General features: G+C 75.1%; 19 protein-coding genes and 1 pseudogene. 17 read left to right on the forward strand and 3 right to left on the reverse strand.

The genetic code is table 11. The features are described 5' to 3' along the window. Positions 1–30 precede the first annotated feature (30 nt). Complete coding sequence (locus ACW0Q9_RS07330; RefSeq protein ID WP_456179168.1) at positions 31–1,164, reverse strand: peptidoglycan recognition protein family protein; 1,134 nt, start codon at positions 1,162–1,164, stop codon at positions 31–33. A 222-nt stretch (positions 1,165–1,386) separates the two neighbouring features. Here ACW0Q9_RS07330 and ACW0Q9_RS07335 point away from each other — a divergent pair, with 222 nt between their 5' ends. The 13 genes from ACW0Q9_RS07335 (at position 1,387) to ACW0Q9_RS07395 (ending at position 16,352) form a co-directional block, all read left to right on the forward strand. Then, positions 1,387–1,833: a thioredoxin family protein gene (locus ACW0Q9_RS07335; protein ID WP_456179169.1), complete on the forward strand. Its 447-nt coding sequence runs from the start codon at positions 1,387–1,389 to the stop codon at positions 1,831–1,833. Positions 1,834–1,947: 114 nt separating this feature from the next. Further along, a complete protein-coding gene (locus tag ACW0Q9_RS07340; RefSeq protein ID WP_456179170.1) occupies positions 1,948–2,388 on the forward strand; it encodes a DUF4395 domain-containing protein in 441 nt (146 codons plus the stop codon). A 163-nt stretch (positions 2,389–2,551) separates the two neighbouring features. Then, entirely contained in the window at positions 2,552–3,643 is a 1,092-nt protein-coding gene (locus ACW0Q9_RS07345; protein ID WP_456179171.1) for a LacI family DNA-binding transcriptional regulator, read from the forward strand. Continuing rightward, positions 3,640–4,572, forward strand: a complete 933-nt coding sequence (locus ACW0Q9_RS07350; protein WP_456179173.1) for a carbohydrate ABC transporter permease — start codon at positions 3,640–3,642, stop codon at positions 4,570–4,572. Before ACW0Q9_RS07345 ends, ACW0Q9_RS07350 begins: the two co-directional genes overlap by 4 nt. Before the next feature lies 1 nt (position 4,573). Beyond that, complete coding sequence (locus ACW0Q9_RS07355; RefSeq protein ID WP_355641161.1) at positions 4,574–5,413, forward strand: carbohydrate ABC transporter permease; 840 nt, start codon at positions 4,574–4,576, stop codon at positions 5,411–5,413. 38 nt (positions 5,414–5,451) lie between these two features. After that, positions 5,452–6,747, forward strand: coding sequence for an ABC transporter substrate-binding protein (locus ACW0Q9_RS07360; protein ID WP_456179174.1), 1,296 nt, complete (start codon positions 5,452–5,454; stop codon positions 6,745–6,747). Between the two features lie 2 nt (positions 6,748–6,749). Next, on the forward strand, positions 6,750–7,883 hold the full coding sequence (locus ACW0Q9_RS07365; RefSeq protein WP_456179175.1) for an ADP-ribosylglycohydrolase family protein: 1,134 nt from the start codon (positions 6,750–6,752) through the stop codon (positions 7,881–7,883). Further along, positions 7,880–9,259 carry an ADP-ribosylglycohydrolase family protein gene (locus ACW0Q9_RS07370; protein WP_456179177.1) on the forward strand — a complete coding sequence of 460 codons (1,380 nt, stop codon included), beginning with the start codon at positions 7,880–7,882 and terminating at the stop codon, positions 9,257–9,259. The genes ACW0Q9_RS07365 and ACW0Q9_RS07370 overlap by 4 nt, the downstream gene beginning before the upstream one ends. Before the next feature lie 56 nt (positions 9,260–9,315). Next, entirely contained in the window at positions 9,316–10,248 is a 933-nt protein-coding gene (locus ACW0Q9_RS07375; RefSeq protein WP_456179179.1) for a PfkB family carbohydrate kinase, read from the forward strand. Continuing rightward, a complete protein-coding gene (locus tag ACW0Q9_RS07380) occupies positions 10,245–12,194 on the forward strand; it encodes a formylglycine-generating enzyme family protein (protein WP_456179181.1) in 1,950 nt (649 codons plus the stop codon). Before ACW0Q9_RS07375 ends, ACW0Q9_RS07380 begins: the two co-directional genes overlap by 4 nt. After that, on the forward strand, positions 12,191–14,341 hold the full coding sequence (locus ACW0Q9_RS07385; RefSeq protein ID WP_456179183.1) for an alpha/beta hydrolase-fold protein: 2,151 nt from the start codon (positions 12,191–12,193) through the stop codon (positions 14,339–14,341). The genes ACW0Q9_RS07380 and ACW0Q9_RS07385 overlap by 4 nt, the downstream gene beginning before the upstream one ends. Further along, entirely contained in the window at positions 14,338–15,531 is a 1,194-nt protein-coding gene (locus tag ACW0Q9_RS07390) for a CaiB/BaiF CoA transferase family protein (RefSeq protein WP_456179184.1), read from the forward strand. The genes ACW0Q9_RS07385 and ACW0Q9_RS07390 overlap by 4 nt, the downstream gene beginning before the upstream one ends. Continuing rightward, positions 15,531–16,352 (forward strand): HpcH/HpaI aldolase/citrate lyase family protein, encoded by an 822-nt coding sequence (locus ACW0Q9_RS07395; protein ID WP_456179186.1) that lies wholly within the window; start codon positions 15,531–15,533, stop codon positions 16,350–16,352. Before ACW0Q9_RS07390 ends, ACW0Q9_RS07395 begins: the two co-directional genes overlap by 1 nt. Positions 16,353–16,374: 22 nt before the next feature. On the opposite strand, the gene ACW0Q9_RS07400 is transcribed toward ACW0Q9_RS07395, so the two are convergent. Continuing rightward, positions 16,375–16,704, reverse strand: a complete 330-nt coding sequence (locus ACW0Q9_RS07400) for a nuclear transport factor 2 family protein (RefSeq protein ID WP_456179187.1) — start codon at positions 16,702–16,704, stop codon at positions 16,375–16,377. Between the two features lie 129 nt (positions 16,705–16,833). Here ACW0Q9_RS07400 and ACW0Q9_RS07405 point away from each other — a divergent pair, with 129 nt between their 5' ends. From ACW0Q9_RS07405 to ACW0Q9_RS07420, 4 genes and pseudogenes are all read left to right on the forward strand, one after another. Further along, positions 16,834–18,618, forward strand: a complete 1,785-nt coding sequence (locus ACW0Q9_RS07405) for a hypothetical protein (protein ID WP_456179189.1) — start codon at positions 16,834–16,836, stop codon at positions 18,616–18,618. A 160-nt stretch (positions 18,619–18,778) separates the two neighbouring features. Beyond that, positions 18,779–19,597: pseudogene (locus ACW0Q9_RS07410) on the forward strand (SPFH domain-containing protein); the annotation flags it as partial. Positions 19,598–19,748: 151 nt separating this feature from the next. Further along, entirely contained in the window at positions 19,749–20,096 is a 348-nt protein-coding gene (locus ACW0Q9_RS07415) for a PadR family transcriptional regulator (protein ID WP_456179191.1), read from the forward strand. Next, positions 20,093–21,169, forward strand: coding sequence for a hypothetical protein (locus ACW0Q9_RS07420; protein ID WP_456179193.1), 1,077 nt, complete (start codon positions 20,093–20,095; stop codon positions 21,167–21,169). The genes ACW0Q9_RS07415 and ACW0Q9_RS07420 overlap by 4 nt, the downstream gene beginning before the upstream one ends. 21 nt (positions 21,170–21,190) lie before the next feature. On the opposite strand, the gene ACW0Q9_RS07425 is transcribed toward ACW0Q9_RS07420, so the two are convergent. Then, on the reverse strand, positions 21,191–22,801 hold the full coding sequence (locus ACW0Q9_RS07425; RefSeq protein ID WP_456179194.1) for a sensor histidine kinase: 1,611 nt from the start codon (positions 22,799–22,801) through the stop codon (positions 21,191–21,193). Positions 22,802–22,996 lie beyond the last annotated feature (195 nt).

Below are 22,996 nucleotides of genomic sequence, written 5' to 3' on the forward strand. Positions count from 1 at the left end.
ACCTCCACCGCCTTCCCCGCCGGTGCGCCGTCAGCTCTTCTGGAACGACTGGCGCACCACACCCCCCACCAGGGCGCACCAGGTGGTGGTGCTGACCTTGCCGTTGGTGTCCAACCCGTGCAGTTCCTGCAGGTCCTGGAGGGCCTTCTTGGTCGCGTAGTCGTACGCGCCGGTGATCGCCACGTCGGCGTAGCCCTTGGAGTTGAGCATGAACTGGACCGCCTCCACCGGGATGCCGGTGGCGTCCTTCTCCAGCTCGGGCGCCAGGGTCTCCCACGTCGGCGTGGTCAGGGTGGCGTCGATGTCGACCGGGATGCCGTTGCGGGCCTGCCAGTCCTGCACGGCCGCGACGGTGGCCGCGTCGAACACGCCGGTGACCGGGACGGTGTAGCCGCGGAAGGTCAGCAGGTACTGCGCCACCTTCACCACCGGACCGCCGACGAAGCGCCAGATGTCCGGCCAGCGGCGGGCCGGCACGTCGGCCAGATCGGTGCCGAGCTTGGCGAACACCCGGCGGCGCAGGGTCGGGAACTCCCGGTAGAACATCGCGCCCGGACAGAGCGTGGCCCGGAAGTCCCAGTGGCCGAAGATGTCGTGGGCGTGCAGCCCGTACTGCTGGCAGACGGTGGTGCAGAGCCTGACCAGGGAGTCGAGCAGCTCCTGCGGCGGCGTCTCGGTGACGTAGGTGCCCTCGTTCTCGATGCCGATGGCCCGGCCGTTCTCGCCGGGGCAGTGCGCCGAGATCATCTGCCGGTCGCCGGCCTGCAACCGCTCCAGGCTGCCGTGCCGGCCCTCCAGGACGTGGCCGCCCCGGCTGACCGTGAAGTGCTGCCCGGTGTCCGACCACCGGTTGACGTCCATGTGCAGGTCCTGGCAGTCGCGGGCGAGCTGCTTGGCGTGTTCCTCGGAGTAGTCCGTGCTGTTCGGGAACGCCATGTGGTGCACGATGATCTTGTTGGTCGCGATCGCGCTGATCGACAGCGGGTCCGCCGGCGGACGGGCGCCCCACTCGTCGCAGCTGATGATCCAGTCGAGGTCCGCGTCCGGCGCGGCCTGCGCGGCGGCCGGGAAGGCGAGTTCGCTCCCGACGACCGCGACCGCGGCGGCGCCGAGGCCGGCCCGCAGCAGGGTACGACGGTCCAGCTCGGGGTGGTCGAAGTGCATGGCATCTCCTCAGTGGCCCGACGGGTGTGCGGGCATGTAAAGGAACTCCAACTGCTGCGCGCGAAGTGGAGAATATTGCCAGGATCGGTCGGTGCGCCAGAGGACAAATGCGACGAGTCTCGATCGTCGGCCGACCTCTCCTAGTGCGGGAGTAGGTGATGTCACGTCCGGTGGGTGGGATGGCGGGGTCGCCGGCGCGGCTCGTCGTGGCAGCCTGGAGCCGTGCAGCCGCCCCGCCTGACCGGTGTCCTGGTGCTCGTCGCGGTGCTGGTCGCGGCCACCGCCTTCGGCTGGTGGCGGCGCCGTCGCGACGGTCGGCTCCACGCCGTGCCCGCGGCCGGCGACGCGCCGCACCGGGCCGCGCTGGCCGCTCTCGGCGTCCGTCCCGGCGCGGTCACCCTGGTCCAGTTCTCCGCCCCGGTCTGCGCGCCCTGCCGGGCCGCCCGCCGGGTGCTCGAGGACGTTGCGGGGCGGCTCGACGGGGTCGCCCTGCTGGAGGTGGGCGTCGAGGAGCACCTCGACCGGGCCCGCGAGCTGGACATCTGGCGTACCCCCACGGTGCTGCTGGTGGACGGCGACGGCCGGATCGTCCGGCGGGCCGCCGGCGTGCCCGACCGGGCGGACCTGCTCGCCGCGCTCGCGCCGCTGGTCGCCGGGGCGCCGGCGTGACGGGCGTACGGCTGATCCGGCGGCGGGTGGTGGACCACGGGCGGCTCGCGGCGAGCCTCTGTGCGTCGGTCGCCACCGCCTGACCGACCCCTTCGCCGCCGAACGGAAGCCCCCATGCTGCTCGACCCTCGCGGGCCGCGGTTCGCCGCCGCCCTCACCACCGTCGTCCTCGCCGCCGCCCTGGTAACCGGCTCCGGCTGGCTCGTCCTGGCCCAGGCCGTCGTCTTCGCGCTGACCGCCGTCCACCCGCGACTCGGCCCGTACGGCCTGCTCTTCCGCGCCCTGGTCGCGCCCCTGCTGGCCCCGCCCGCCGAGCTGGAGCCGGTGGCCCCGGTCCGCTTCGCCCAGCTCGTCGGCCTCGCCTTCGCCACGGTCGGCGCGGTGGGCTGGCTGGCCGGCGCGCCGCCGGTCGGGCTGGTGGCCACCGCGGCGGCGCTCGCCGCCGCCTTCCTCAACGCGGCCTTCGGGCTCTGCCTCGGCTGTGAGGGCTACCTGGCGATCCGCCGCCTCACCGGCCACCCGCTCACCGCCCGGGTCCCGGTGCCCCCACGCTGACCGGCCCCGCAATGGCGGCCCCCGGGCCCGCCACCGCGCCGGCCCGGGTCGAGGACCCAGGTCAGCGTGCTTGGAAACGTTTTCGTAACGAGCCCTTGACCTGACTGTCGGCTCGGGCGCAGACTCCCGGAAACGTTTACAGCAACAGGCGGAGGTGCGGGGCGTGGGTCGTAAACGTTTACAGGAGTCGGCCGACGGCCGGCCCACCGTCCACACCGTCGCCGCCCGCGCCGGTGTCTCCATCGCGTCCGCCTCCCGCGTGCTCAACGGCGTCGGCGGCAGCCCGGAGACCATCCGCAAGGTGCGCGAGGCCGCGGCCGAGGTCGGGTACGTGCCCAACGCCATCGCCCGCTCGCTCCAGTCGCAGCGCACCGGGCTCGTCGCGCTCGCCGTCGAGGACATCGGCAACCCGGTGTACGTCGAGATGATGCGGGCCATCGAATCCGTGGTCGCCGCGTCCGGCCGGCAGCTGCTGGTGCACGCCACCGGCGGACGGATCGACAACGAGACCGCGCTGCTGCGCCGGCTGGCCCACCGCTACGTGGACGGGATGATCGTCTCCCCGATCCGGGTCACCGACGACCACCTCGCCGCGCTGGTCGACAGCCCGGTGCCGGTGGTGGTGGTCGGCCAGCTCCCCGCCGACGCGCCGGTGGACAACGTGCGCACCGACTCGCGTACCGGCGTGGGCCTGGCCGTCGATCACCTGGTCGCGGCCGGGCGGCGGCGGATCGGCTTCGTCAACGGCCCGCTGGACACCGTGCCGGGCGCGGCCCGCGACGCCGGCTTCCGGGCCGCGCTCGCCGGGCACGGCATCGCGCTCGACGAGCGCCTGGTCGAGGTCGGCGACTTCCGGTACGCCGCCGGCCGGGCCGCCACCGAGCGCCTCCTCGCCCGGGCCGAACCCGACGCCCTGGTCTGCGCCAACGACCTGATCGCCGTCGGCGCGCTGCACGCCCTGCTGGCCGCCGGCCGGCGCGTCCCCGAGGACGTGGCGCTTGTCGGCATGGACGACACCGAGCTGGCCCGGATGATGTTCCCCCAGCTCTCCAGCGTCTCCCTCGGCTCGGCCGAGCGCGGTCGCCGCGCCGCCGAGCTGCTGCTCCAGCGGATCGCCGACCCGGCCCTGCCGCCGCGCCGCGAGCAGGTCGCCCCGAGCCTCGCCGTACGCGCCTCCAGCGCCGCGACGTCGCTCCCCGCACCCGCGACGTCGCTCCCCGCACCCGCGCCGCGTACCCCGGAGGTGACGGCATGACCACGGTGGCCGAACGGCCCGACCTCGCCCGCGCCGACGGGCCCCGCAGGGCCCGGTCCCGCTCCGACCGGCTCGGCATCTACCTGCTGCTGCTCCCGTCGCTGCTGCCGATCGTGGTGCTGTCGGTATTCCCGCTGGTGCGCGGCATCTACCTGGGCTTCACCGACGCCCGGGCCGGCCGCAACGTCGAGATCAGCTTCACCGGGCTGGCCAACTACCGGGAGCTCCTCGGCGACGAGCTGTTCTGGAACTCGTTCAAGATCGGCCTGCTCTGGGCGGTCGGCGTGACCGTGCTCCAGTTCGTCCTCGCGCTCGGCCTGGCCCTGCTGCTCAACCAGCAACTGCGGTTCCGCGGGCTGGCCCGGGTGCTCGCCGTGGTGCCCTGGGCGATGCCCCCGGTGGTGGTCGGCATCCTCTGGAAGCTGGTCTACCACCCGGACGCCGGCCTGCTGAACGAGTTCTTCCACCGGATCGGCGCGGACGGGCTGCGCACCAACTGGCTCGGTGACTTCAGCACCGCCCTGGTCGCGGTCATCATCGTCGGCGTCTGGGCCGGCATGCCGCAGACCACCGTCGTCCTCCTCGCCGGATTGCAGGGCGTGCCGCGCGAGCTGCACGAGGCGGCCGCCGTGGACGGGGCCTCCACCTGGCACCGGTTCCGCAACGTCACGCTGCCCGCCATCGCGCCGGTCGTCGTGGCGATCACCTCGCTGGACTTCATCTGGAACTTCAACTCGTTCGGCCTGGTCTACGTGCTCACCGCGGGCGGGCCGGGCGGCAAGACCATGCTGCCGATGCTCTTCGCCTACGAGGAGGCGTTCCGCTACGGCAACTACGGCTACGCCGCCGCCCTGGGCAACGTCATGGTCGTGATCATCGTCGCGCTGCTCGCGGTCTACCTGCGCCGCCGGTTGAGGGAGGCGAACTGACATGTTCGGAAAGCCGAGCCGCACCGGGCGGACGCTCCAGTACGTCGCGCTGACCGGCTACCTGATCTTCCTCGGGTTCCCGCTGGTCTGGCTGCTCTCCACCGCGTTCAAGCCGCCGCGGGAACTGGTGCAGCTGCACCCCACGCTCATCCCGAGCAACCCCACCGTGCAGAACTTCGTGCAGGCGTTCACCGAGCAGCAGCTCGGCCGGGCCGCGCTGAACAGCCTCCAGGTGTCGCTCGCCTCGGCGGTGCTCACCGTGCTGGTCGCGTTGCCCGCCTCGTACGCGCTCGCGCGGTTCCGGACCCGGCTCGGCACCGTCGCGCTGGGCTGGGTGCTGCTGTCGCAGCTCTTCCCGTTCGTGCTGCTGATCATCCCGATCTTCCTGATCCTGCGGCAGGTCGGGCTGGCCAACACGCACGCCGGGCTGGTGCTGATCTACGTGGTCTGGGCGCTGCCGTTCGCCCTCTGGATGCTGCAGGGCTTCGTCCGCAACATCCCACGGGACCTGGAGGAGGCCGCCGCCGTCGACGGCGCCAGTCGGCTCCAGGTGCTGCGCCGGGTGGTCTTCCCGCTGCTCGCGCCGGGCATCGTGGCGACCGCGCTGTTCTCCTTCATCTCCGCCTGGAACGAGTTCTTCTTCGCCCTGGTGCTGGTCAAGACGCCGGAGCTGGCGACCCTGCCGGTCGCGCTGGCCCGGTTCGTCGGCATCGAGGGCACCGCCCGCCTGGGTCCCCTGGCAGCCGGTTCGCTGCTGGCCACCCTGCCGAGCCTGATCTTCTTCGCGGTCATGCAACGCCGCCTCTCGTCCGGGTCGCTCGCCGGCGCGGTCAAGGGCTGACCACATCCCCCAACCACCACCACAAGGAGGAATCCCCCATGCTCCGTAGCAGGTTCCGCCGACTCGCCGCGGCCGCCGCGGTCGCGGTCGTCGGGCTCGGCGCCCTCACCGCGTGCGGTGACGGCGGTGGCGAGGACGAGACCTCGTCCGGCCCGGTCAAGCTGCGCTTCCTGAGCCTCGCCTGGCAGAAGGAGTCGCTCCAGGCCAACAAGGACCTGGTCGCCAAGTGGAACGCCGAGCACCCGGACATCCAGGTCGAGTACGTCCAGGGTGACTGGAACTCGATCCACGACCAGCTGGTCACCTCGTTCGAGGGCGGCGACGTGGCCGACATCGTGCACTACGAGGCCTCGGCCATCGGCGAGTTCAGCAAGCAGGGCTACCTGGCCGACGTCTCCAAGCTGCTCAGCGACGACTTCAAGGGCCAGATCGACCAGGGCGTCTGGGACACCGCCACCTACGACGGCAAGGTCACCGGCGTGCCGTTCCTGCTGGAGTCGCAGGTCGTCATCGCCAACAAGAAGTTGCTCGACGCCGCCGGCGTGGCCGTCCCGCCCGCCGACGGCGGCTGGACCTGGGACGAGTTCCAGGCCAACGCCCAGAAGCTCACCAAGCCCGGCCAGTACGGCGTGGCCTGGGCGCTCAAGTCGCCCACCAACCGGGTGCTGAACCTGGCGCTGAACTTCGACGGCAAGTTCTTCTACAGCGACGGCGGCAAGACCGAGGTCAAGGTCGGCGACGCGGAGAAGGAGGTGCCGAAGCGGATCCACGACATGATCTACACCAGCAAGTCGGCCTCCCCCGAGGCGCTCGGCATGAGCGGCGCGGACACCCTGCCCGGCTTCTTCGGCGGCAAGTACGCGATGCTCCCCGGCTCGGTCTCGCTGCGCCAGCAGATGGTCGAGCAGGCACCGGCCGGCTTCGAGTGGGTGACCCTCCCGCCGGTCAAGGGCCTCTCCGCCAAGCAGGCGGCCAACCCGCAGACCCTGTCCATCGCCGAGGACAGCAAGCACAAGAAGCAGGCCGCGCAGTTCCTGGAATGGTTCCTCAACCCGACCAACATGGCCGCCCTGGCCAAGGGTGACTGGCTGGTGCCCACCGGCAAGCAGGCCAACCAGGAGCTGGTCAAGCTCACGAACGGCAAGCAGGGCTGGGACGTCGCCGCGGACAGCGCCGCCGACCTGACCGTCGCCCCGTTCCAGAAGGCCGACGGCTACCCGGAGTGGAAGACCAAGTACGCCACCCCGGCCCTCCAGCAGTACTTCGCCAACAAGATCACCCTGGACCAGCTCGGCACGCAGCTGGTCGACGGTGGCAAGCAGGTTCTGAGGTAACCATGTCACTCTTGCTCGACACGTCGGTCGGCTGCCTCGTCGGCGCCGCGGTGGGCGACGCCCTCGGCGGTGCCACCGAGACGGCCCTTCCGGAGCAGATCCGCGCCCGCTTCGGCGGCTGGGTCGAGGGGATCGTTCCCCCGTACCACGCCGACTGGGCCACCGCGCGGCCACTCGCGCCGTACCACAAGGGCGACGGGCACATCACCGACGACACGTTGATGACCCACGCCCTGGTCCGGGCGTACGCGGCCAAGCGGGACCACCTCGACGCGTACGACGTGGTGGAACTGCTCGTCCCCGACCTGATCGAGCGGGTGGTGTACATCCCGGACCTGGAGCGGGAGGGGGTGACCTTCCACCGCCTGGCCGCGGCCGAGCGGTGGTTGGTCACCCGCCTGCACCACGCCCACGCCGACCCGCGCGAGGCGGGCGTGGGCAACATCGTCAACTGCGGCGCCGCCATGTACATGGCGCCGGTCGGCATCGTCAACGCCGGCGACCCGGCCGGCGCGTACGCCGAGGCCGTGGAGATCGCCGGGGCGCACCAGCACAGCTACGGCCGCGAGGCCGCGGCGGTCTTCGCCGCCGCGGTCGCCGCGGCAGCGACGCCCGGCGCGAGCGTCGACGACGTCGTCGCCGCCACCCTGGACCTGGCCCGCGACGGCACCCGCGCCGCCATCGACGCGGTGGTCAAGGAGGGCCGCGCGCACGACGACTGGAAGGCCGCCATCCCGGCGCTGCGCGCCGCGGTGGCCCCCTACGACACGGTGGGGGAGGAGTACCGCAGCCCCGGCCTGGGCGCCCGCCGCCCGAGCCGGCTGCACGCCATCGAGGAGCTGCCGGTCGCGCTGGGCATGCTGGTGGTGGCCGGCGGCGACTACCGGGCGGCCGTGCTCGGCTCGGTCAACTACGGCCGGGACGCCGACTCCACCGCCACCATGGCCGGCGCGATCGCCGGGGCGCTCGGCGGCGCGGCGGCGGTGCCGGCCGAGTGGTCGGAGGTGGTCGCCTCGGCGTCCCGCACCGACCTGGTAGAGCCCGCCCGGGTCCTCGCCCGCGTCGCCACCGAGGTGTTCGACCGCGACCGGGAGCGCTTCGCCCGGCGCGCCGAGCGGTTCGGCGGGCTGGCATGAGCGCTGCCGGGACACCGGCCCGCGGGCTGCGCCTGACGTGGGTGCAGCCCGAGGACCTGCTGCCGCACGAACTGGCCGCGAGCCGCGACGAGGGCCGGGACGTCACCGCCCTGGCCGACCGCTGGGCGGTGGCCGGCGGCGACGTCGCCGCCCCGGTCAGCGGGGCCTCGCCGGTGCCGGCGTCGCCGGACCTGCGCGCCCTCGCCGTCGACCTGCTCGACGCCGCCGACGCGCTGCCCGGACCGGACACCGCCGACGAGCCCGACGACCTCGACGCGGTCCGCAAGAACTGGCCGGGCGCCTGGGACCTGCCGACCGCCGTCGACCGGGACCGGCTGCACGGCGCCTGGCTCGGCCGGGCGGCCGGCTGCCTGCTCGGCAAGCCGGTGGAGAAGATTCCCCGCCACGGGATCCGGGAGATCCTCTCCGCCACCGGCCGGTGGCCGCTGCGCGACTGGTTCACCGCCCAGGGGCTTCCGGCCGACGTGGCCGCCCGCTGGCCGTGGAACCGGCGCAGCGCCCCGACCAGCCTGGCCGAGAACATCGCCGGCATGCCGGAGGACGACGACCTCAACTTCGCGCTGCTGGCGCTGCGGATCCTGGAGACCCACGGACCCGGCTTCACCAGCGCCGACGTGGCGCAGGCCTGGCTGGACTGGCTGCCCGCCGGGCGGGTCTTCACCGCCGAGCGGGTCGCCTACCGCAACCTGCTGCTCGGGCTCACCCCGCCGGACACCGCCCGCCGGCACAACCCGTTCCGGGAATGGATCGGCGCGCAGATCCGCACCGACGTGTACGGCTGGACCAACCCGGGCCGCCCCGACCGGGCCGCCGAAGCCGCCTGGCGCGACGCCGCCGTGAGCCACGTGCGGGCCGGCGCGTACGGGGCCGTCTGGGTGGCCGCCATGGCCGCGGCGGCGCCGGTCGCCGGCGACGTCGACGCGGTGCTCGACGCGGGCGAGTCGGTGCTGCCCCCGGGCAGCCGGTTCACCGCCGCCGTCCGGGAGGCCCGCGCCCTCGGCGCCGCGTCCGACGACTGGGAGAGCATCGTGGACACCATCTACGCCCGGCACGGCCACCTGCACTGGGTGCACGTGCGCAACAACGCCGCCCTGGTCGCGGCGGCGCTGGCGTACGGGCGCGGCGACCTGGAACGGTCCATCTGCGCGGTGGTCGCCGGCGGCTGGGACACGGACTCCAACGGGGCCACCGTCGGCGCGGTCACCGGGGCGCTCACCGGCGCCGCCCGGCTGCCCGGCCGCTGGGTCGCGCCGCTGCGCAACCGGCTGGCCAGCAGCATCGCGGGCTTCGACGGCATCGGCTTCGACGAGCTGGCCGACCGTACCCTCGCCCTGGCCCACCGGGGTGCCGCGTGAGCGCGAGGAGTGAGCCGGGTTTGCGAGCCCCGCAGTCGCGAACACGACAACACAGCATGAGCGCCCGCGTGGTGGTGGTCGGCAGCGCCAACCTGGACCTCGTGGTCACCGCGCCGCAGCTGCCCCGGCCCGGCGAGACGGTGCTCGGCGACGACTTCCGGATGGTGCCCGGCGGCAAGGGCGCCAACCAGGCGGTCGCCGCGGCCCGGGCCGGCGCGGCCTGTGCCTTCGTGGGCGCGGTCGGCGGCGACGGGTTCGGCGGGCTGCTGCGGGACAACCTGGCCGCGGCCGGCGTCGACCTCGGCGGCCTGCGCACCGTCGACGGGCCGTCCGGGGTGGCGCTGATCGCCGTCGACCACGCGGCGGAGAACTGCATCGTGGTCGCCCCCGGCGCGAACGCCGCGCTGACCCTCGACGTCGCCGACCGCGGCGCGGTGGCCGCCGCCGACGTGCTGCTGCTGCAGCTGGAGGTGCCGCTGGCGGAGGTCACCCGGGCCGCCGGCTGGGCGCGCGCGGGCGGCGCCGCCGTGGTGCTCAACGCCGCGCCGGCCCGGCCGCTCCCCACCGAACTGCTCGACCTGGTCGACGTGCTGGTGGTCAACGAGCACGAGGCCGCGGTCGTCGCGGGGGTGTTCACCGACGAGCCCGCCGCGCTGCTCGACGCCCTGGTCGGCCTGGTGCCCCGGGTGGTGCTCACCCTCGGCGCGCGCGGCGCCGCCTACGCCGACCGGGACGGCGCCCGGATCGAGGTGCCGGCCCCGAAGATCGACGCGGTGGACACCACGGCCGCCGGCGACGCCTTCACCGGCGCGCTCGCGGTCGCCCTGGCCGAGCGCGGTGGCCTCACCGGGGACACCGCCACCGCCGTGCTGCGCTGGGCGTGCGCCGCCGGCGCGGCCTGCGCCGAGCGCCCCGGCGCGTCCACCGCCCTGCCCGAGCGGGCCGCCATCGACGCGCTGTCCGCCGCCACCTACGGAGAGGTCGAGTGAGCTTCAACCCGTACGTGCCCCGGCCGATCGACCGGCCCACCGAGGTGCCGCTCGGCGGGCACGCCGACTTGTCCACCCTGGACGAGGCGAAGATCTTCGCCGCCCCCGCCGCCCCCGCCGACTGGCCGGCCTGGCGGGAGCAGCTCACCCGGTGGCGGGCCGACGCCCGCACCCGGCTCGGCTACACCGGGGCGCACTACGACGAGATCGCCGGGGACTGCTTCACGGTCTGCCTCGCCTGGCTGTGGGACGAGACGCTGTACGACCACGACCGGGGCGAGTTCACCGTCGAGGCGTTCCTCGACGCCGCGCGGCGGGACTTCGGCGGCTTCGACGGGGTGGTGCTCTGGCACGCGTACCCGGTGATCGGGCTGGACGAGCGCAACCAGTTCGACTGGTACCGCGACGTGCCCGAGCTGCCCGAGGTGGTCCGTGCGTTCCAGGACGCCGGGGTCCGGGTGTTCGTCGACTACAACCCGTGGGACACCGGCACGCGGCGGGAGCCCGGTGCCGACGCCGAGGAGGTGGCCGCGCTGGCCGCCCGGCTCGGCGTCGACGGGGTCTTCCTGGACACCCTCAAGGAGGGCGCCGGCGAGCTGCGCAAGGCGCTCGACGCGGTGCGCCCCGGCCTGGTCCTGGAGGGGGAGAGCCGGGTGCCGCTGGCCCGGATCGAAGACCACGCCATGTCGTGGGCCCAGTGGTTCGCCGACTCGGACACCCCCGGCGTGCTGCGCGCCAAGTGGTTCGAGCGCCGGCACGTCCTGCACCACACCCGCCGCTGGCACCGGGACCACCTGGACGAGCTGCACTCCGCCTGGCTCAACGGCTGCGGCGTGCTGGTCTGGGAGAGCGTCTTCGGGGTCTGGGTCGGCTGGAACGAGCGGGACCGGGCCGTGCTGCGGGCCATGCGCCGGGTGCAGGCCAGCCACGCCGCGTGGTTGCGCGCCGAGGACTGGGTCCCGCTCGCGGACCACCCGGGCTCCGGGCAGGTGTACGCGTCCCGCTGGACCCACGACGACGAGCCGCTGTGGACGGTGGTCAACCGCGGGGCCGACCACGACGGCCCCTGGCTGCTCACCGACCGCCGGCCCGGGCGCTTCGTCGACCTGGTCACCGGCGCCGAGCTGACCGTCACCGAACTGGAGGACGGCCGCGTGGCAGTCGGCGGGCCGCTGCCGGCCGGGGCGATCGCCGCCGTGGTCGCCACCGACAGCCCGGCGCCCCGGCACGAGCCGCCGACCGGGGACCCGTCCTTCCCGGCCCGCGCCGCCGTGCGGACCCGCACCCCGTGGTCGCCCCTCGCGGCCCTGCCCGACGGCATGGTCACCGTCGACGGCGGCCGGCGCGAGCTGACCGTGCACCACCGGGTCCGGGAGACCGGCCTCTACGGCGAGGCACCGTACGTCGACGAGTGGAAGCCGCTGCCGCCGCGCCTGCACCACACCGGCACGCTGCGCCGCCAGGTCCGGCTCGGCCGCTTCGCCATCGACACCCACGAGGTCACCCACGGCCAGTACGCGCGGTTCCTCGCCGCCACCGGCTACCGGCCGGTCCGGCCGGAACGGTTCACCGCCGGGCAGGGCCCCGCCGACGCCCCGGTCACCGGGGTCGACCTCGCCGACGCCCGGGCGTACGCCGACTGGGCGGGGCTGCGGCTGCCCACCGAGGACGAGTGGCAGGTGGCCGCCGAGGCGGGCCTGCTGGTCCGGCGCGAGCCGCTGGTGTGGAACCTGACCGAGAGCGAGCACTCCGACGGGCGGACCCGCTTCGTCATCCTCAAGGGCGGCTGCGCCTACCGCGCGGAGGGCTCCGACTGGTATTTCGACGGCGGCCCCCAGCCGCCGGACGTGTCGGTGAAGCTGCTGCTCACCGGCGCCGGCCTCGCCCGCTCCACCTCGATCGGCTTCCGCTGCGCCGCCGACCTGCCCGAAGGAGCCCTCGGATGAGAAGAGCCCGGCGCCCCGGCGCCGCCCTCGTCGCCCTGCTGACCGCCGTCGGGCTGGCCGGCCTCGCGCCGGAGACCGCGGTCGCCGGCAAGGAGCGGTCCGGCACCCTCACCACCGCCACCGCCCCCTCGCCGGCCCTCGGCGCCGACATCGACTACACCGTCTACCTCCCGCACGGCTACGCCGACGCGGCGAACGCCGGCACCCGCTACCCGGTGCTCTACCTGCTGCACGGGCGCGGCGACACCATGCAGGCGTGGACCCGGGTGACGAGCGAGCTGGACCGGCTCATCGCCGACGGCGAGGTGCCGCCGGTGATCGCCGTGCTGCCCGACGCGCCGTGGAGCGAGCGCGGCAACTGGTACGTCGACTCCTCGTACACCGGCGCGGACCGCCCGGGCCGGCCGGTGGAGACCGCCCTCACCCGCGACCTCGTGGCGCACGTCGACACCACGTACCGGACCGCCGCGCACCGGAACGCCCGGCTGGTCGGCGGCTACTCGATGGGCGGGGCCGGCGCGCTGCGCTACACCCTCGCCCACCAGGACCTCTTCGCCAACGCGCTGGTGCTCAGCCCCGCCGTCTACCGGCCGCTGCCGCCGGCCGACTCCTCGGCCCGCGAGTTCGGCGCGTTCGGCGACGGTGACCAGCTCTTCTCCGACGAGGTGTACCAGCGGCTGAACTATCCGGCCCTGCTGCCCGGCCTCGACCCGGAGTCGCCGGTGCGGATGTTCATCGCCGTGGGCGACGACGAGTGGGCCAACCCGGACCCGGCCGACGCCGCGCACGACCTCGACTACGAGGCGGCCACCCTCTACAACACGGTGCGCCGGACCGACGGTGTCGCCGCCGAGTTCCGCGTCCTCGACGGCGGGCACGACTGGGACGTCTGGCGGCCCGCGTTCGTCGACGGCCTGAAGCACCTGGCCGCCACGCTCAGCGTCACCCCGCCGGCGGGGCTGCCCGCCCCGCTGCACGGCACCGCCGGCGCCGACTGGGCCGGCGGGGTCGCCGCCCACCCCGACGGCGACGTCACCCTCGGCTACGCGGCCTCCGCCGCCGTCGCCGGCCAGCCGTACGCCGGCGGCCTCGACGCCGTGGTCACCCGGCTCGCCGCCGACCACCGCACGGTCCGCTGGACCAGCCAGTTCGGCACCAGCGCCAACGACCGGCTCTACGGGACCGTGCCGCTGCCAGACGGCGGCGTGCTCACCGCCGGGTACACCCGCGGCGACCTCGACGGCCGGCACCCGGCCAGCCCCGCCGACGACGCGTTCGTGGCGAAGCTGACGGCCACCGGGCAGCGGGCCTGGCTCACCCAGGCCGGCGACCCCGCCAAGGCCGACCGGTTCTACGCGATCACCGGCACCCCGGACGGCGGCGCGTACGTCGCCGGCTACACCAGCGGGGCGTTCGGCGGAACCAGCGCCGGCGACAAGGACGCGGTGCTCGCCCGGATCGCCCCGGACGGCACGCTGGCCTGGACCCGGCAGTTCGGCGGCCCCGGCGAGGACAAGGCGTACGCCGTGGCGGCCGACGCGAACGGCGTCTACGTGGCCGGCGGTACCTCCGGCGAGCTGCCCGGGACCACGCCGCTCGGCGGCGCCGACGGCTGGCTCGCCCGGTTCACCCCGGACGGCGTCCAGGACTGGCTCACCGTGGCCGGCGGCACGGGTGACGACCTGCTCGGCGGCGTCACCGTCACCGGCGCCGGCCAGGTGGTGGCCACCGGCGCCACCGCCGGTGACGTGCTCACCGTGGCGTACACCGCGACGGGCGCGCAGCGCTGGCGGACCGTCACCGGCGGGTCCGGCGCGGACGCCGGCACCGACGTGCTGGCCCTCGCCGACGGCACCCTCGCGGTGGTCGGCTTCACCGGCAGCACCCTCGGCGTGCCGGCCGGCGGCGCGGACGCGCTCACCCTGCGCCTCGACGCGAAGGGCCGGCAGGTCGCCGTCGCCCAGTACGGCACCGCCCGCGACGACGCGGCCGACCCGTTCGGCGAGGAGAACGTCTACGCCACCGTCGGACCCGACGGCTGGCTGCTGGTCAGCGGCCGCACCGCCGGCACGCCCGAGGGCGGCCCCGCGCTCGGCAACGGGGACGTGTTCCTCGCCGCCGTCGACCCGGCGAAGGGGACCCCGTGACCACGACCGCCCCGCTGCACGGCGTCAAGGTCGTCGACCTGGCCACCCTCTTCGCCGGCCCGCTGGCCGCCGCGTTCCTCGGCGACTTCGGCGCCGACGTGGTCAAGGTGGAGCACCCGGCCAAGCCCGACCCGTCCCGGGGGCACGGCCCCGCGAAGGACGGCGTCGGCCTGTGGTGGAAGGTGCTCGGCCGCAACAAGCGGACCGTCACCCTGAACCTCTCCGACCCGCAGGGCGCGGACCTGCTGCGTCGGCTGCTCGCCGACGCCGACGTGCTGGTGGAGAACTTCCGCCCCGGCACCCTGGAACGGTGGGGTCTCGGCCCGGACGAGCTGCACGCGGTCAACCCGCGGCTGGTGATCGCCCGGATCAGCGGCTTCGGGCAGGTCGGCCCGTACGCGCCCCGGCCCGGCTTCGGCACCCTCGCCGAGGCGATGAGCGGGTTCGCCGCGGCCACCGGGGAACCCGACGGGCCGCCGACCCTGCCCCCGTTCGGGCTGGCCGACTCGGTCACCGCGCTCGCCGCCGCGTACGCGGTCATGCTGGCCCTGCGCGGCCGGGACCTGACCGGCCGGGGCCAGGTGGTCGACCTGGCCATCATCGAGCCGATCATGGCGATGCTCGGCCCGCAGATCACCTGGTACGACCAGCTCGGCTACGTGCAGCCGCGGCTGGGCAACCGGTCCAACAACAACGCGCCCCGCAACACCTACCGGTGCGCCGACGGTCGGTGGGTGGCCGTGTCCACCAGCGCGCAGAGCATCGCCGAGCGGGTGGTCCGGCTCGTCGGCCGCCCCGAGCTGGTCGACGAGCCGTGGTTCGCGACGGGCAGCGGCCGGGCCGCGCACGCCGATGAACTCGACGAGGCGGTCGGCGCGTGGGTGGCGAAGCGGGACCGCGACGAGGTGGTGGCCGCGTTCGAGGCGGCCCAGGCCGCCGTGGCCCCCGTCTACGACGTGCGGGACATCCTCGCCGACCCGCAGTACGCGGCGCTCGGCACCGTGGTCACCGTGCCCGACGAGGAACTGGGCGAGGTGCGGATGCAGAACGTGCCGTTCCGCATGTCGGACAGCCCGGGGGAGATCCGGCACGCCGGCCGCCGCCACGGCCAGGACACCGACGCGGTGTTCGGCGCGCTCGGCCTGACCGCCGACGAGCTCGGCGCGCTGCGCGAGCGCGGGGTGATCTGATGCTGCTCACCTGGCTCTACGTGCCCGGCGACCGGCCCGACCGGTTCGCCAAGGCGGTCGCGGCCGGCGCCGACGCGGTCATCCTCGACCTGGAGGACGCCGTCGTGGCCGGCCGCAAGGCGTACGCCCGGGACGCCGTCGCGGACTTCCTCGCCGACCCGCAGCCGCTGCCCGTGCAGGTCCGCGTCAACGAGCTGACCGGCCCGGACCTCGACGCCGACCTGGCCGCCGTCGCGGGCCGGCCCGGGCTGGCCGGGTTGCGCCTGCCCAAGGTGGAGTCTCCGGCGACCGTGGCCGCGGTGGCCGCCCGGGTCGACAGCCCGCTGCACCCGCTGGTCGAGTCGGCCGTCGGGCTGGAGTCCGCGTACGCCATCGCGGCCGCCCACCCGGCGGTGGCCTCGCTCGGGCTCGGCGAGGCCGACCTCCGCTCCGACCTGGGCGTCGCCGACGACGAGGGCCTGCTCTGGGCGCGCGGCCGGGTGGTGGTCGCGGCCCGTGCGGCCGGCCTGCCGCCGCCGGCCATGTCCGTGTACGCCGACGTCGCCGACCTCGACGGCCTGGCCGCCTCCTGCGCGGCCGGCCGGCGGCTCGGCTTCCTCGGCCGGGCCGCCATCCACCCGCGCCAGTTGCCGGTGATCGCCGCCGCGTTCCGCCCCGGCGACCGGGAGGTGGACCGGGCCCGGGAGCTGCTCGCCGCGGTCGCCGAGGCGCAGACCCGGGACTCCGGCACGGTGGTGCTGCCGGACGGGCGGTTCGCCGACCGGGCCATGGTGGCCGCCGCCCGCCGGGTGGTCGACCTCGCCGCCCGCTACGCCGCCTGACGCCCTGCCCGGCCGGACCGTCTCACCGCTGGGCCGTGGCGGGCGGGGTGCGGGTGAGCTGGTCGATCCGGCGTAGCCGGCCGTCGGATGCCAGCCGGCCGAACATGTGGATCTCGGTCGCGACGGTGCGGCCGCGGGTCAGCGCCGTCAGCGTGTAACGGGCGGCGCCCCGGTCGCCGCAGACCAGGGTGTCGTGGACGTCGAGGTCGCACCGGGTCACGTTCCGGCGGACCGGGCGGGCGTGCGCCATGAGGCGCGCCCGGTCGAGGTGCAGCCCGTCGCTGTGCCAGGCGAGGTCGGGGGTGTGGTAGCGATCCAGCACCAGGCCCGGGTCCTCGTCGCCGAAGGCCATCTCCCGCACGTAGGACCCGCAGGTAGTGGGCCAGGCCGGCTGACCGGGCCGACCGGCACGATCGCCGGATGCCGGCCCGGCGCCGCCGCCCGTACGCTGGCCCGGGCCGGCGGGGAGCGGGGGAGCGGCATGGGCGATCGGGCACGGCTGGACCGGCGGAGCCTGCTCGCCGCCGCCGGTGGTCTCGCGGTCGCCGGGATCGGCGTGCCGGTCGGCCTGGCCGCCACCGGCGACGCCCCGCCGCCCGCTCGCGGACGGCGGCCGATCAGCATGGCCATGCACCTGCACGCCTCGTTCAGCGAAGGCGTCGCCAGCTACGCCGCCCACCTCGACCAGGCCCGCCGCAACGCCGTCGACGTGCTCTGGTGGACCGACCACGACTTCCGCGTCGCCGCCCACGACCACCGCCGGGTGGTCCACTTCGACGGTCCGGAGGAGCCCGAGGGCGGGCTCGCCTGGACCTGGCAGGCGTCCACCGAGGGCCGGCTCACCGCCTCCGCCGCCGACTTCGTGCCCGCCCCGCACGCCGCCGACGGCGCGGGCCGCGCGCTGCGGCTCACCGCTGCCGGCGCCGGCACCCTCTGGTACGCCGGGAAGGCGTGGAACTGGACGCACACCGGGAACATCTCCGACACCACGCTGCACCTCGACGTGCTGCCCGAGTCCGCCGGCCCGGACGCCGCGCTGATCGTCGAGATCGCGCTGTCCCACCACCCCGCCGACGCCGGCCGTCCCGCCGGGCAGCTCGTGCTCCGCTACCGCCTCGGCGCCTCGGCCGGCGCCCGGCACCGCGCCGACGGCCGGCACGGCACCGTCGACCTGCCCGCCCCGCCCGGCGCCTGGCGGCGGCACACCCTCGACCTCCTCGCCGACGTGCGGCGGCTCTGGCCGGACCTGGTCGCCGGGGACAACTCTTTGCGCGGGCTACGCCTCGGGGTGCAGGTCGCGGCCGGCGCCCGGGGCGCCTTCGTGGTCGACCGGCTGGTCTTCGACCGGGCCCGGCGCGCCGGGCAGGCCGGCGAGGAGCTGCGCGCCGAGGTGCTGGACGGCTACGCCGGCAGGTATCCCGGCGTCACCCACCACCGCGCCTACGAGGTGTCGATGGTCCGGCACCTCAACTGGTTCGGCGGCGACCAGACGCTGCCGCGCTTCCCGTCCCCGCCGTACCGGGACAACGACGTCGGGGCGACCGAGCGGATGGTCGAGTTCCTGCACGGCCACGGCGGGGTGGTCTGCTGGAACCACCCGCTCGACGTGGAACGGCGCGAGTCCCTGGCCCGGTTGCTGGTCGAGCGGAACGCGCTCGGCGTCGACCTGATCGAGATCGGTCGCAACCCGGTCGACGACCACCTCTGGGCGTACGACGTGGCGGCCCGCAACGCGATCCCGGTCACCGCGGTCGGGGTGACCGACGACCACGACGGCACGGACTGGCGGGCCGGGCGGGACCGGCACGTCACGTACGTCTGGGCGGCCTCCACGGGCCGCGACGACCTGGTGGCGGCGCTGCGGGCCGGGCAGGCCTGGTTCACCGACCTGGCCCGCTACCGGGGTGCCCTCGACCTGGAGATCGGCGGCCGCAGCGCGATGGGCGCCGTGCTCACCACCGACGCCGGCGAGCTGACCGTGCGGCTGCGCGCCACCGACCTGCCGGCCGGCGCGACCCTGGAGGTGGTCACCGGCACGGTCGACCTGGCCGGCGTCGCCGATCCGACGCCGGCCATCAGCATCGGACAGGTGCCGTGGCGGCAGCTCCGCCAGGGCTGGCACGACCTGCCGGTCTCTCCCGGTACGGGCACGTACCTGCGGACCCAGGTCCGGGGGCGGGACGGCGTGATCATCGGCGCCGGCAACCCGGTCTGGCTGCTGCGCCAGCCCCCACCGCGCGGCATCCCGACGGCCCGCCGCTTCTGACCGCCCGCTTCTTCGGATCTTGGCGAGTTCCCGTTCGGTGCTGACCGCAACTCGCCAAGATCCGGAACGTGCGGCACCCGCCGAGGCGGCAGGCGTGAAGCGCGGGGGAGTGGGTACGCGCGCGGCCGGGAGGCGGGCGCCTCCGGGATCGAGGGGACCAATGGCAGCCGCCGCGATCGTCGCGCTGGTCATCGTCGTCGCGCTCGTGGTGCTCGTGGCCTCGCTGAGCATCCGGCTGGTGCAGCAGTACCAGCGCGGCGTGGTGTTCCGCTTCGGCCGGGTGCTGGAGCGGATCCGGCAGCCCGGCTTCCAGCTGATCGTCCCGATCGCCGACCGGATGGTGCGGGTGAGCATGCAGACCACGGTGATCGGGGTGCCCGCGCAGGGCGTGATCACCCGGGACAACGTCACGCTCACCGTCGACGCGGTCGTCTACTACCGGGTGGTCGACCCGGTGAAGGTGCTGGTCAACGTCCGCGACTACCCGTCGGCCGTGCTCCAGGTCGCGCAGACCGCGCTGCGGTCGGTGATCGGCAAGGCCGACCTGGACACGCTGCTGCGCGACCGGGACCGGATCAACGCCGAGCTGAAGGCGGTCATCGACGCGCCCACCGAGAAGCCGTGGGGCCTGCTCATCGAGCGGGTGGAGGTCAAGGACGTGTCGCTGCCGGAGGGGATGAAGCGGTCGATGTCCCGGCAGGCCGAGGCCGAGCGGGAACGTCGGGCCCGGGTGATCGCCGCGGACGGGGAGTACCAGGCGTCCCGCCGGCTCGCCGACGCGTCGCGGGCGATGGCGAACACGCCGGGGGCGTACCAGCTGCGGCTGCTCCAGACCGTGGTGGACGTGGCGGCGGAGAAGAACAGCACCCTCGTCATGCCGTTCCCGGTCGAGCTGCTGCGCTTCTTCGACCGCCTCGCCGGGGGCGGCGAGCAGGCGGCGGCCGCCGGCGGGCCGGGCGCTGCCGAGCCGGCCGGCCCGACGGGACAGGGCGGGCAGGGCGCCACGGAACCGCCCACCCCGGTGCTCGGGCCGGTCACGGAGAACGTCGCCGCGGCCGCCGCCGAGGGGGACGGGCAGCGGCCGATGTGACGGGACTGCTATATACCGATAGCCGGTATATGCTCGGGGCATGACCGACACCCCCCTGCGGGAACCCACGTTCCTGGTCCTCACCGCGCTGGCCGAGACCCCCCGGCACGGCTACGCGGTCATCGAGGACGTGCTGCGCATCTCCGACGGCCGGGTCCGGCTGCGCGCCGGCACCCTCTACGCCGTCCTCGACCGGCTGCGCGCCGACGGCCTCATCGAGGTCGACCGCGAGGAGGTGGTGCAGTCCCGGCTGCGCCGCTACTACCGGCTCACGGCGGTGGGCGCCACCCGGCTCGCCGACGAGGTGACCCGGCTGCGTCGCAACGCCGACACCGCCGGCCGCCGGCTGCGCGCCGCCGGCCTGCTGCCCGAGGGAGGGGTGGCGTGAGCGCCGCCGGGCTGGAGCGCCGCTACCGCCGACTGCTCGCCGTCCACCCCTGGGAACACCGCCGGAGGTACGAGGAGGAGATGGTCGCCGTTCTCCTGGCCGACGCGCGACCTGGGCAGACCCGACCCGGGTTCCGGGACACGGTCGACCTGGTCGGCGCCGGCCTGCGGGCCCGGCTGCGGGTGGGCGCACGGGGGTTCACCGAGCCGGCCTGGGCCGACGCCGCCGCCGTCACCGGCGTCCTGGTGGCGCTGGTGCTCTGCGCCGCCGCCGGCAGGAGCGTCCTCGACCACCTGCTGGTGGACCCGTCCTTGCCGCCGCCGATGCGGGCCGTCGCCCCCGATCTGGTCGACTGGCTGCGAGTGGCGGGCTGGGCGGCGGTGGCGGTGACCGCGCTGGCCGGGTTGCCCCGGGTGGCCGCCGGCCTGGCCTGGGCCGGGGTGGCCGGCTGGGCGGTGCTCGTCGGGCCCGGCGTCGACGACCAGCCGACGTACGTCGTCGACACCCTGCCCCAGTTCGCTCTCGCCGTGGTGGCCGCGGCCGCGCTCACCGTGCCCGCGCCGCCCCGCCGGGCGCCCAGGAGGCTCGGGCCGCGGCGGCTGGCCGCCCTGGTGGCCGGTCCGCTCGTGGCGCTCGCCCTGCTGGAGCTGAACCGGGTGACCAGCCCGCTGTTCGACACGACGGAGGGCCCGACGAGCTACCTGAGCTTCTACGGGCTGGAAGCCCGCACCGACCTGGTGCTCTGGCTCTACGTGGCCGGGCTGGCCGCCGCGGCCCTGGCCGTCGTGGTCGCGGTGGCCACGCTCGCCGCGCCGGTGCGCCGGCGGATCGCCGCCCTGCTGGCGCCGGTCGCCGCGCTGGCCCTGGTCATCGACAGCGCGCTGGCCGGCTGGGCGGTGTCGACCGTGCACATGGGACGCACCATCCCGCTGGTGCCGGCCCAGTGGGCGATGCTGGTGCTCGTGCCGCCGGTCACCTTCCTGGCCGGGGTGCTGCTGGTGCGCCGGCGCGAGGAGACGCTGCGGATGGTGGCGCTGGGCCGGGCCGCCGACCGGGAACGGCCCGCCGGCTGAGCCGCCGCCGGTGGCCCCTGCTCAGGCCGGGGCCACCGGCGCCCGCTCGCCCGCCTGCTCGGGCACGGTCGCCGGCACGGCCGGCTTGGGGAGGGTGAAGACGAACCGGGCGCCGTCGGCGTACCCGTCGTCCAGCCGGAGCGTGCCGCCGTGGTACTCGACGATCTTCTTGCAGATGGCCAGCCCGATCCCGGTGCCGTCGTAGGTGCCCCGGGGGTGCAGCCGCTGGAAGATCAGGAAGATCTTGTCGGCGTACCGGGGGTCGATACCGATGCCGTTGTCGGCCACGGTGAACTCCCAGCCGTCCGCGTCCTCGCTGACCGCCACCCGGATCCGGGGCGCCCGGTCGGGGCTGCGGAACTTCACCGCGTTGCCGAGCAGGTTCTGCCAGAGCATGGTGAGCAGGGTCGGGTCCCCGTGCACCACCGGCAGCGGGTCCGCCACGATCTCGGCGCCCGCGTCGGCGATCGGGTCGGAGAGGTTCGACTCGGCCTGGGCGAGCGTCTCGGCCAGGTCCACCTCCCGGTCTTCGCGGTAGACCCGGCCGATCCGGGAGAACGCCAGCAGGTCGTTGATCAGGTTCTGCATCCGGGTCGCCCCGTCCACCGCGTACCCGATGTACTGCCGGGCCCGGTCGTCGAGCTGGTCGGCGTAGCGGCGTTGCAGCATCTGGCAGAACGACGCCACCTTGCGCAGCGGCTCCTGGAGGTCGTGCGAGGCCACGTAGGCGAACTGCTCCAGGTCCTCGTTGGACCGGCGCAGCTCGGCGGCCTGCTGTTCGAGGGCGTCCCGGTCCCGGTGGCTGCTGTTCAGCGCGTCGACCACCCGCTGCCGCATGGTCTCCACGTCCGCGGTGAGCCGGGCGATGTCGGCCGGCCCCTCCGGGGCGAGGCGGTGCTCGAAGTCGCCGCCGGCGACCTGCCGCACCGAGGCGCCCAGCCGCTCCAGCGGTCGCAGCACCGTGGTGCGGACCAGCACCGAGATGACGATGCTGGACAGCAGCAGGGTGGCCAGGATCGCCACGAAGAGGAGGTCCCGCAGCGCGCGGGCCCGGTCCAGGTCGGCCCGGCCGGCCGCCTGCACCCGGTCCAGCCGGGCCTCCAGGCTCGTCAGCGCGGCCTGCGCGTCGTCGAACGCCACCCGGCTCCGCTGCACCACCGGCGCCAGCTCCGCCGCGCTCGCGCCGGCGCGTCGTTCGGCGATCAGCCGGGCGGGGTACTCGGCCCGCCAGCGCTCCGCCAGGGCCAGCGCCGCGTCCAGCTCCCGGCGCGCCTCCGGCTCGTCGGCGAGCAGGTCGCGGGCCCGCTGCGCGGTGGCGCGCTCGACGGCCACCCCCTCCTCGTACGGGCGCAGCAGCTCCGGGTCGCCGGTGACGACGTACCCGCGGACCGCCGCCACCTGCTCCAGCAGCCCGCTCTCCAGCCGGCTCACCGCGGTGCGGGCCGGGGAGATCTGGTCGGCCAGCCGGTTGGAGACCGCGGCGGTGTGGGACAGCGCCACCGCGCCGACCCCGCCGCCGCCGAGCACCAGCACGGTCATGGCGAGCATCATGACGCTCAGCCGCCGGCTCGTGGTCATCCGCGTCCGGCGCCCCTCGGTGACGGTCCCGTGCGCCGCTGCTGTGCTGCTCACGGCAGCACAGTAACGGAGTGCCCACGGTCGTGGCGCGGGCGCGTCGCGGCGCTCAGTCGAGCAGCCCGCCCCCGGTGGGCAGCGGCAGCCCGGGCAGCGGCAGCCCGGACACGGAGATCGACGGCAGTGGCAGCGGCAGCCGGGGCAGCGGCAGCAGCGGACCGTCGGCAGGTCCCGGTGGGGGGGTCGGCCCGC

The organism is Micromonospora sp. I033, assembly GCF_053890995.1.

What these genes read in the sequence shown, in the direction of transcription:
- ACW0Q9_RS07395 (WP_456179186.1), top strand. Translation starts at nt 15,531, where the DNA reads ATGCTGCTCACCTGGCTCTACGTGCCCGGCGACCGGCCCGACCGGTTC.
- ACW0Q9_RS07375 (WP_456179179.1), top strand. Translation starts at nt 9,316, where the DNA reads ATGAGCGCCCGCGTGGTGGTGGTCGGCAGCGCCAACCTGGACCTCGTG.
- ACW0Q9_RS07405 (WP_456179189.1), top strand. Translation starts at nt 16,834, where the DNA reads ATGGGCGATCGGGCACGGCTGGACCGGCGGAGCCTGCTCGCCGCCGCC.
- ACW0Q9_RS07370 (WP_456179177.1), top strand. Translation starts at nt 7,880, where the DNA reads ATGAGCGCTGCCGGGACACCGGCCCGCGGGCTGCGCCTGACGTGGGTG.
- ACW0Q9_RS07385 (WP_456179183.1), top strand. Translation starts at nt 12,191, where the DNA reads ATGAGAAGAGCCCGGCGCCCCGGCGCCGCCCTCGTCGCCCTGCTGACC.
- ACW0Q9_RS07340 (WP_456179170.1), top strand. Translation starts at nt 1,948, where the DNA reads ATGCTGCTCGACCCTCGCGGGCCGCGGTTCGCCGCCGCCCTCACCACC.
- ACW0Q9_RS07355 (WP_355641161.1), top strand. Translation starts at nt 4,574, where the DNA reads ATGTTCGGAAAGCCGAGCCGCACCGGGCGGACGCTCCAGTACGTCGCG.
- ACW0Q9_RS07360 (WP_456179174.1), top strand. Translation starts at nt 5,452, where the DNA reads ATGCTCCGTAGCAGGTTCCGCCGACTCGCCGCGGCCGCCGCGGTCGCG.
- ACW0Q9_RS07400 (WP_456179187.1), bottom strand. Translation starts at nt 16,704, where the DNA reads ATGGCCTTCGGCGACGAGGACCCGGGCCTGGTGCTGGATCGCTACCAC.
- ACW0Q9_RS07350 (WP_456179173.1), top strand. Translation starts at nt 3,640, where the DNA reads ATGACCACGGTGGCCGAACGGCCCGACCTCGCCCGCGCCGACGGGCCC.
- ACW0Q9_RS07330 (WP_456179168.1), bottom strand. Translation starts at nt 1,164, where the DNA reads ATGCACTTCGACCACCCCGAGCTGGACCGTCGTACCCTGCTGCGGGCC.
- ACW0Q9_RS07365 (WP_456179175.1), top strand. Translation starts at nt 6,750, where the DNA reads ATGTCACTCTTGCTCGACACGTCGGTCGGCTGCCTCGTCGGCGCCGCG.
- ACW0Q9_RS07415 (WP_456179191.1), top strand. Translation starts at nt 19,749, where the DNA reads ATGACCGACACCCCCCTGCGGGAACCCACGTTCCTGGTCCTCACCGCG.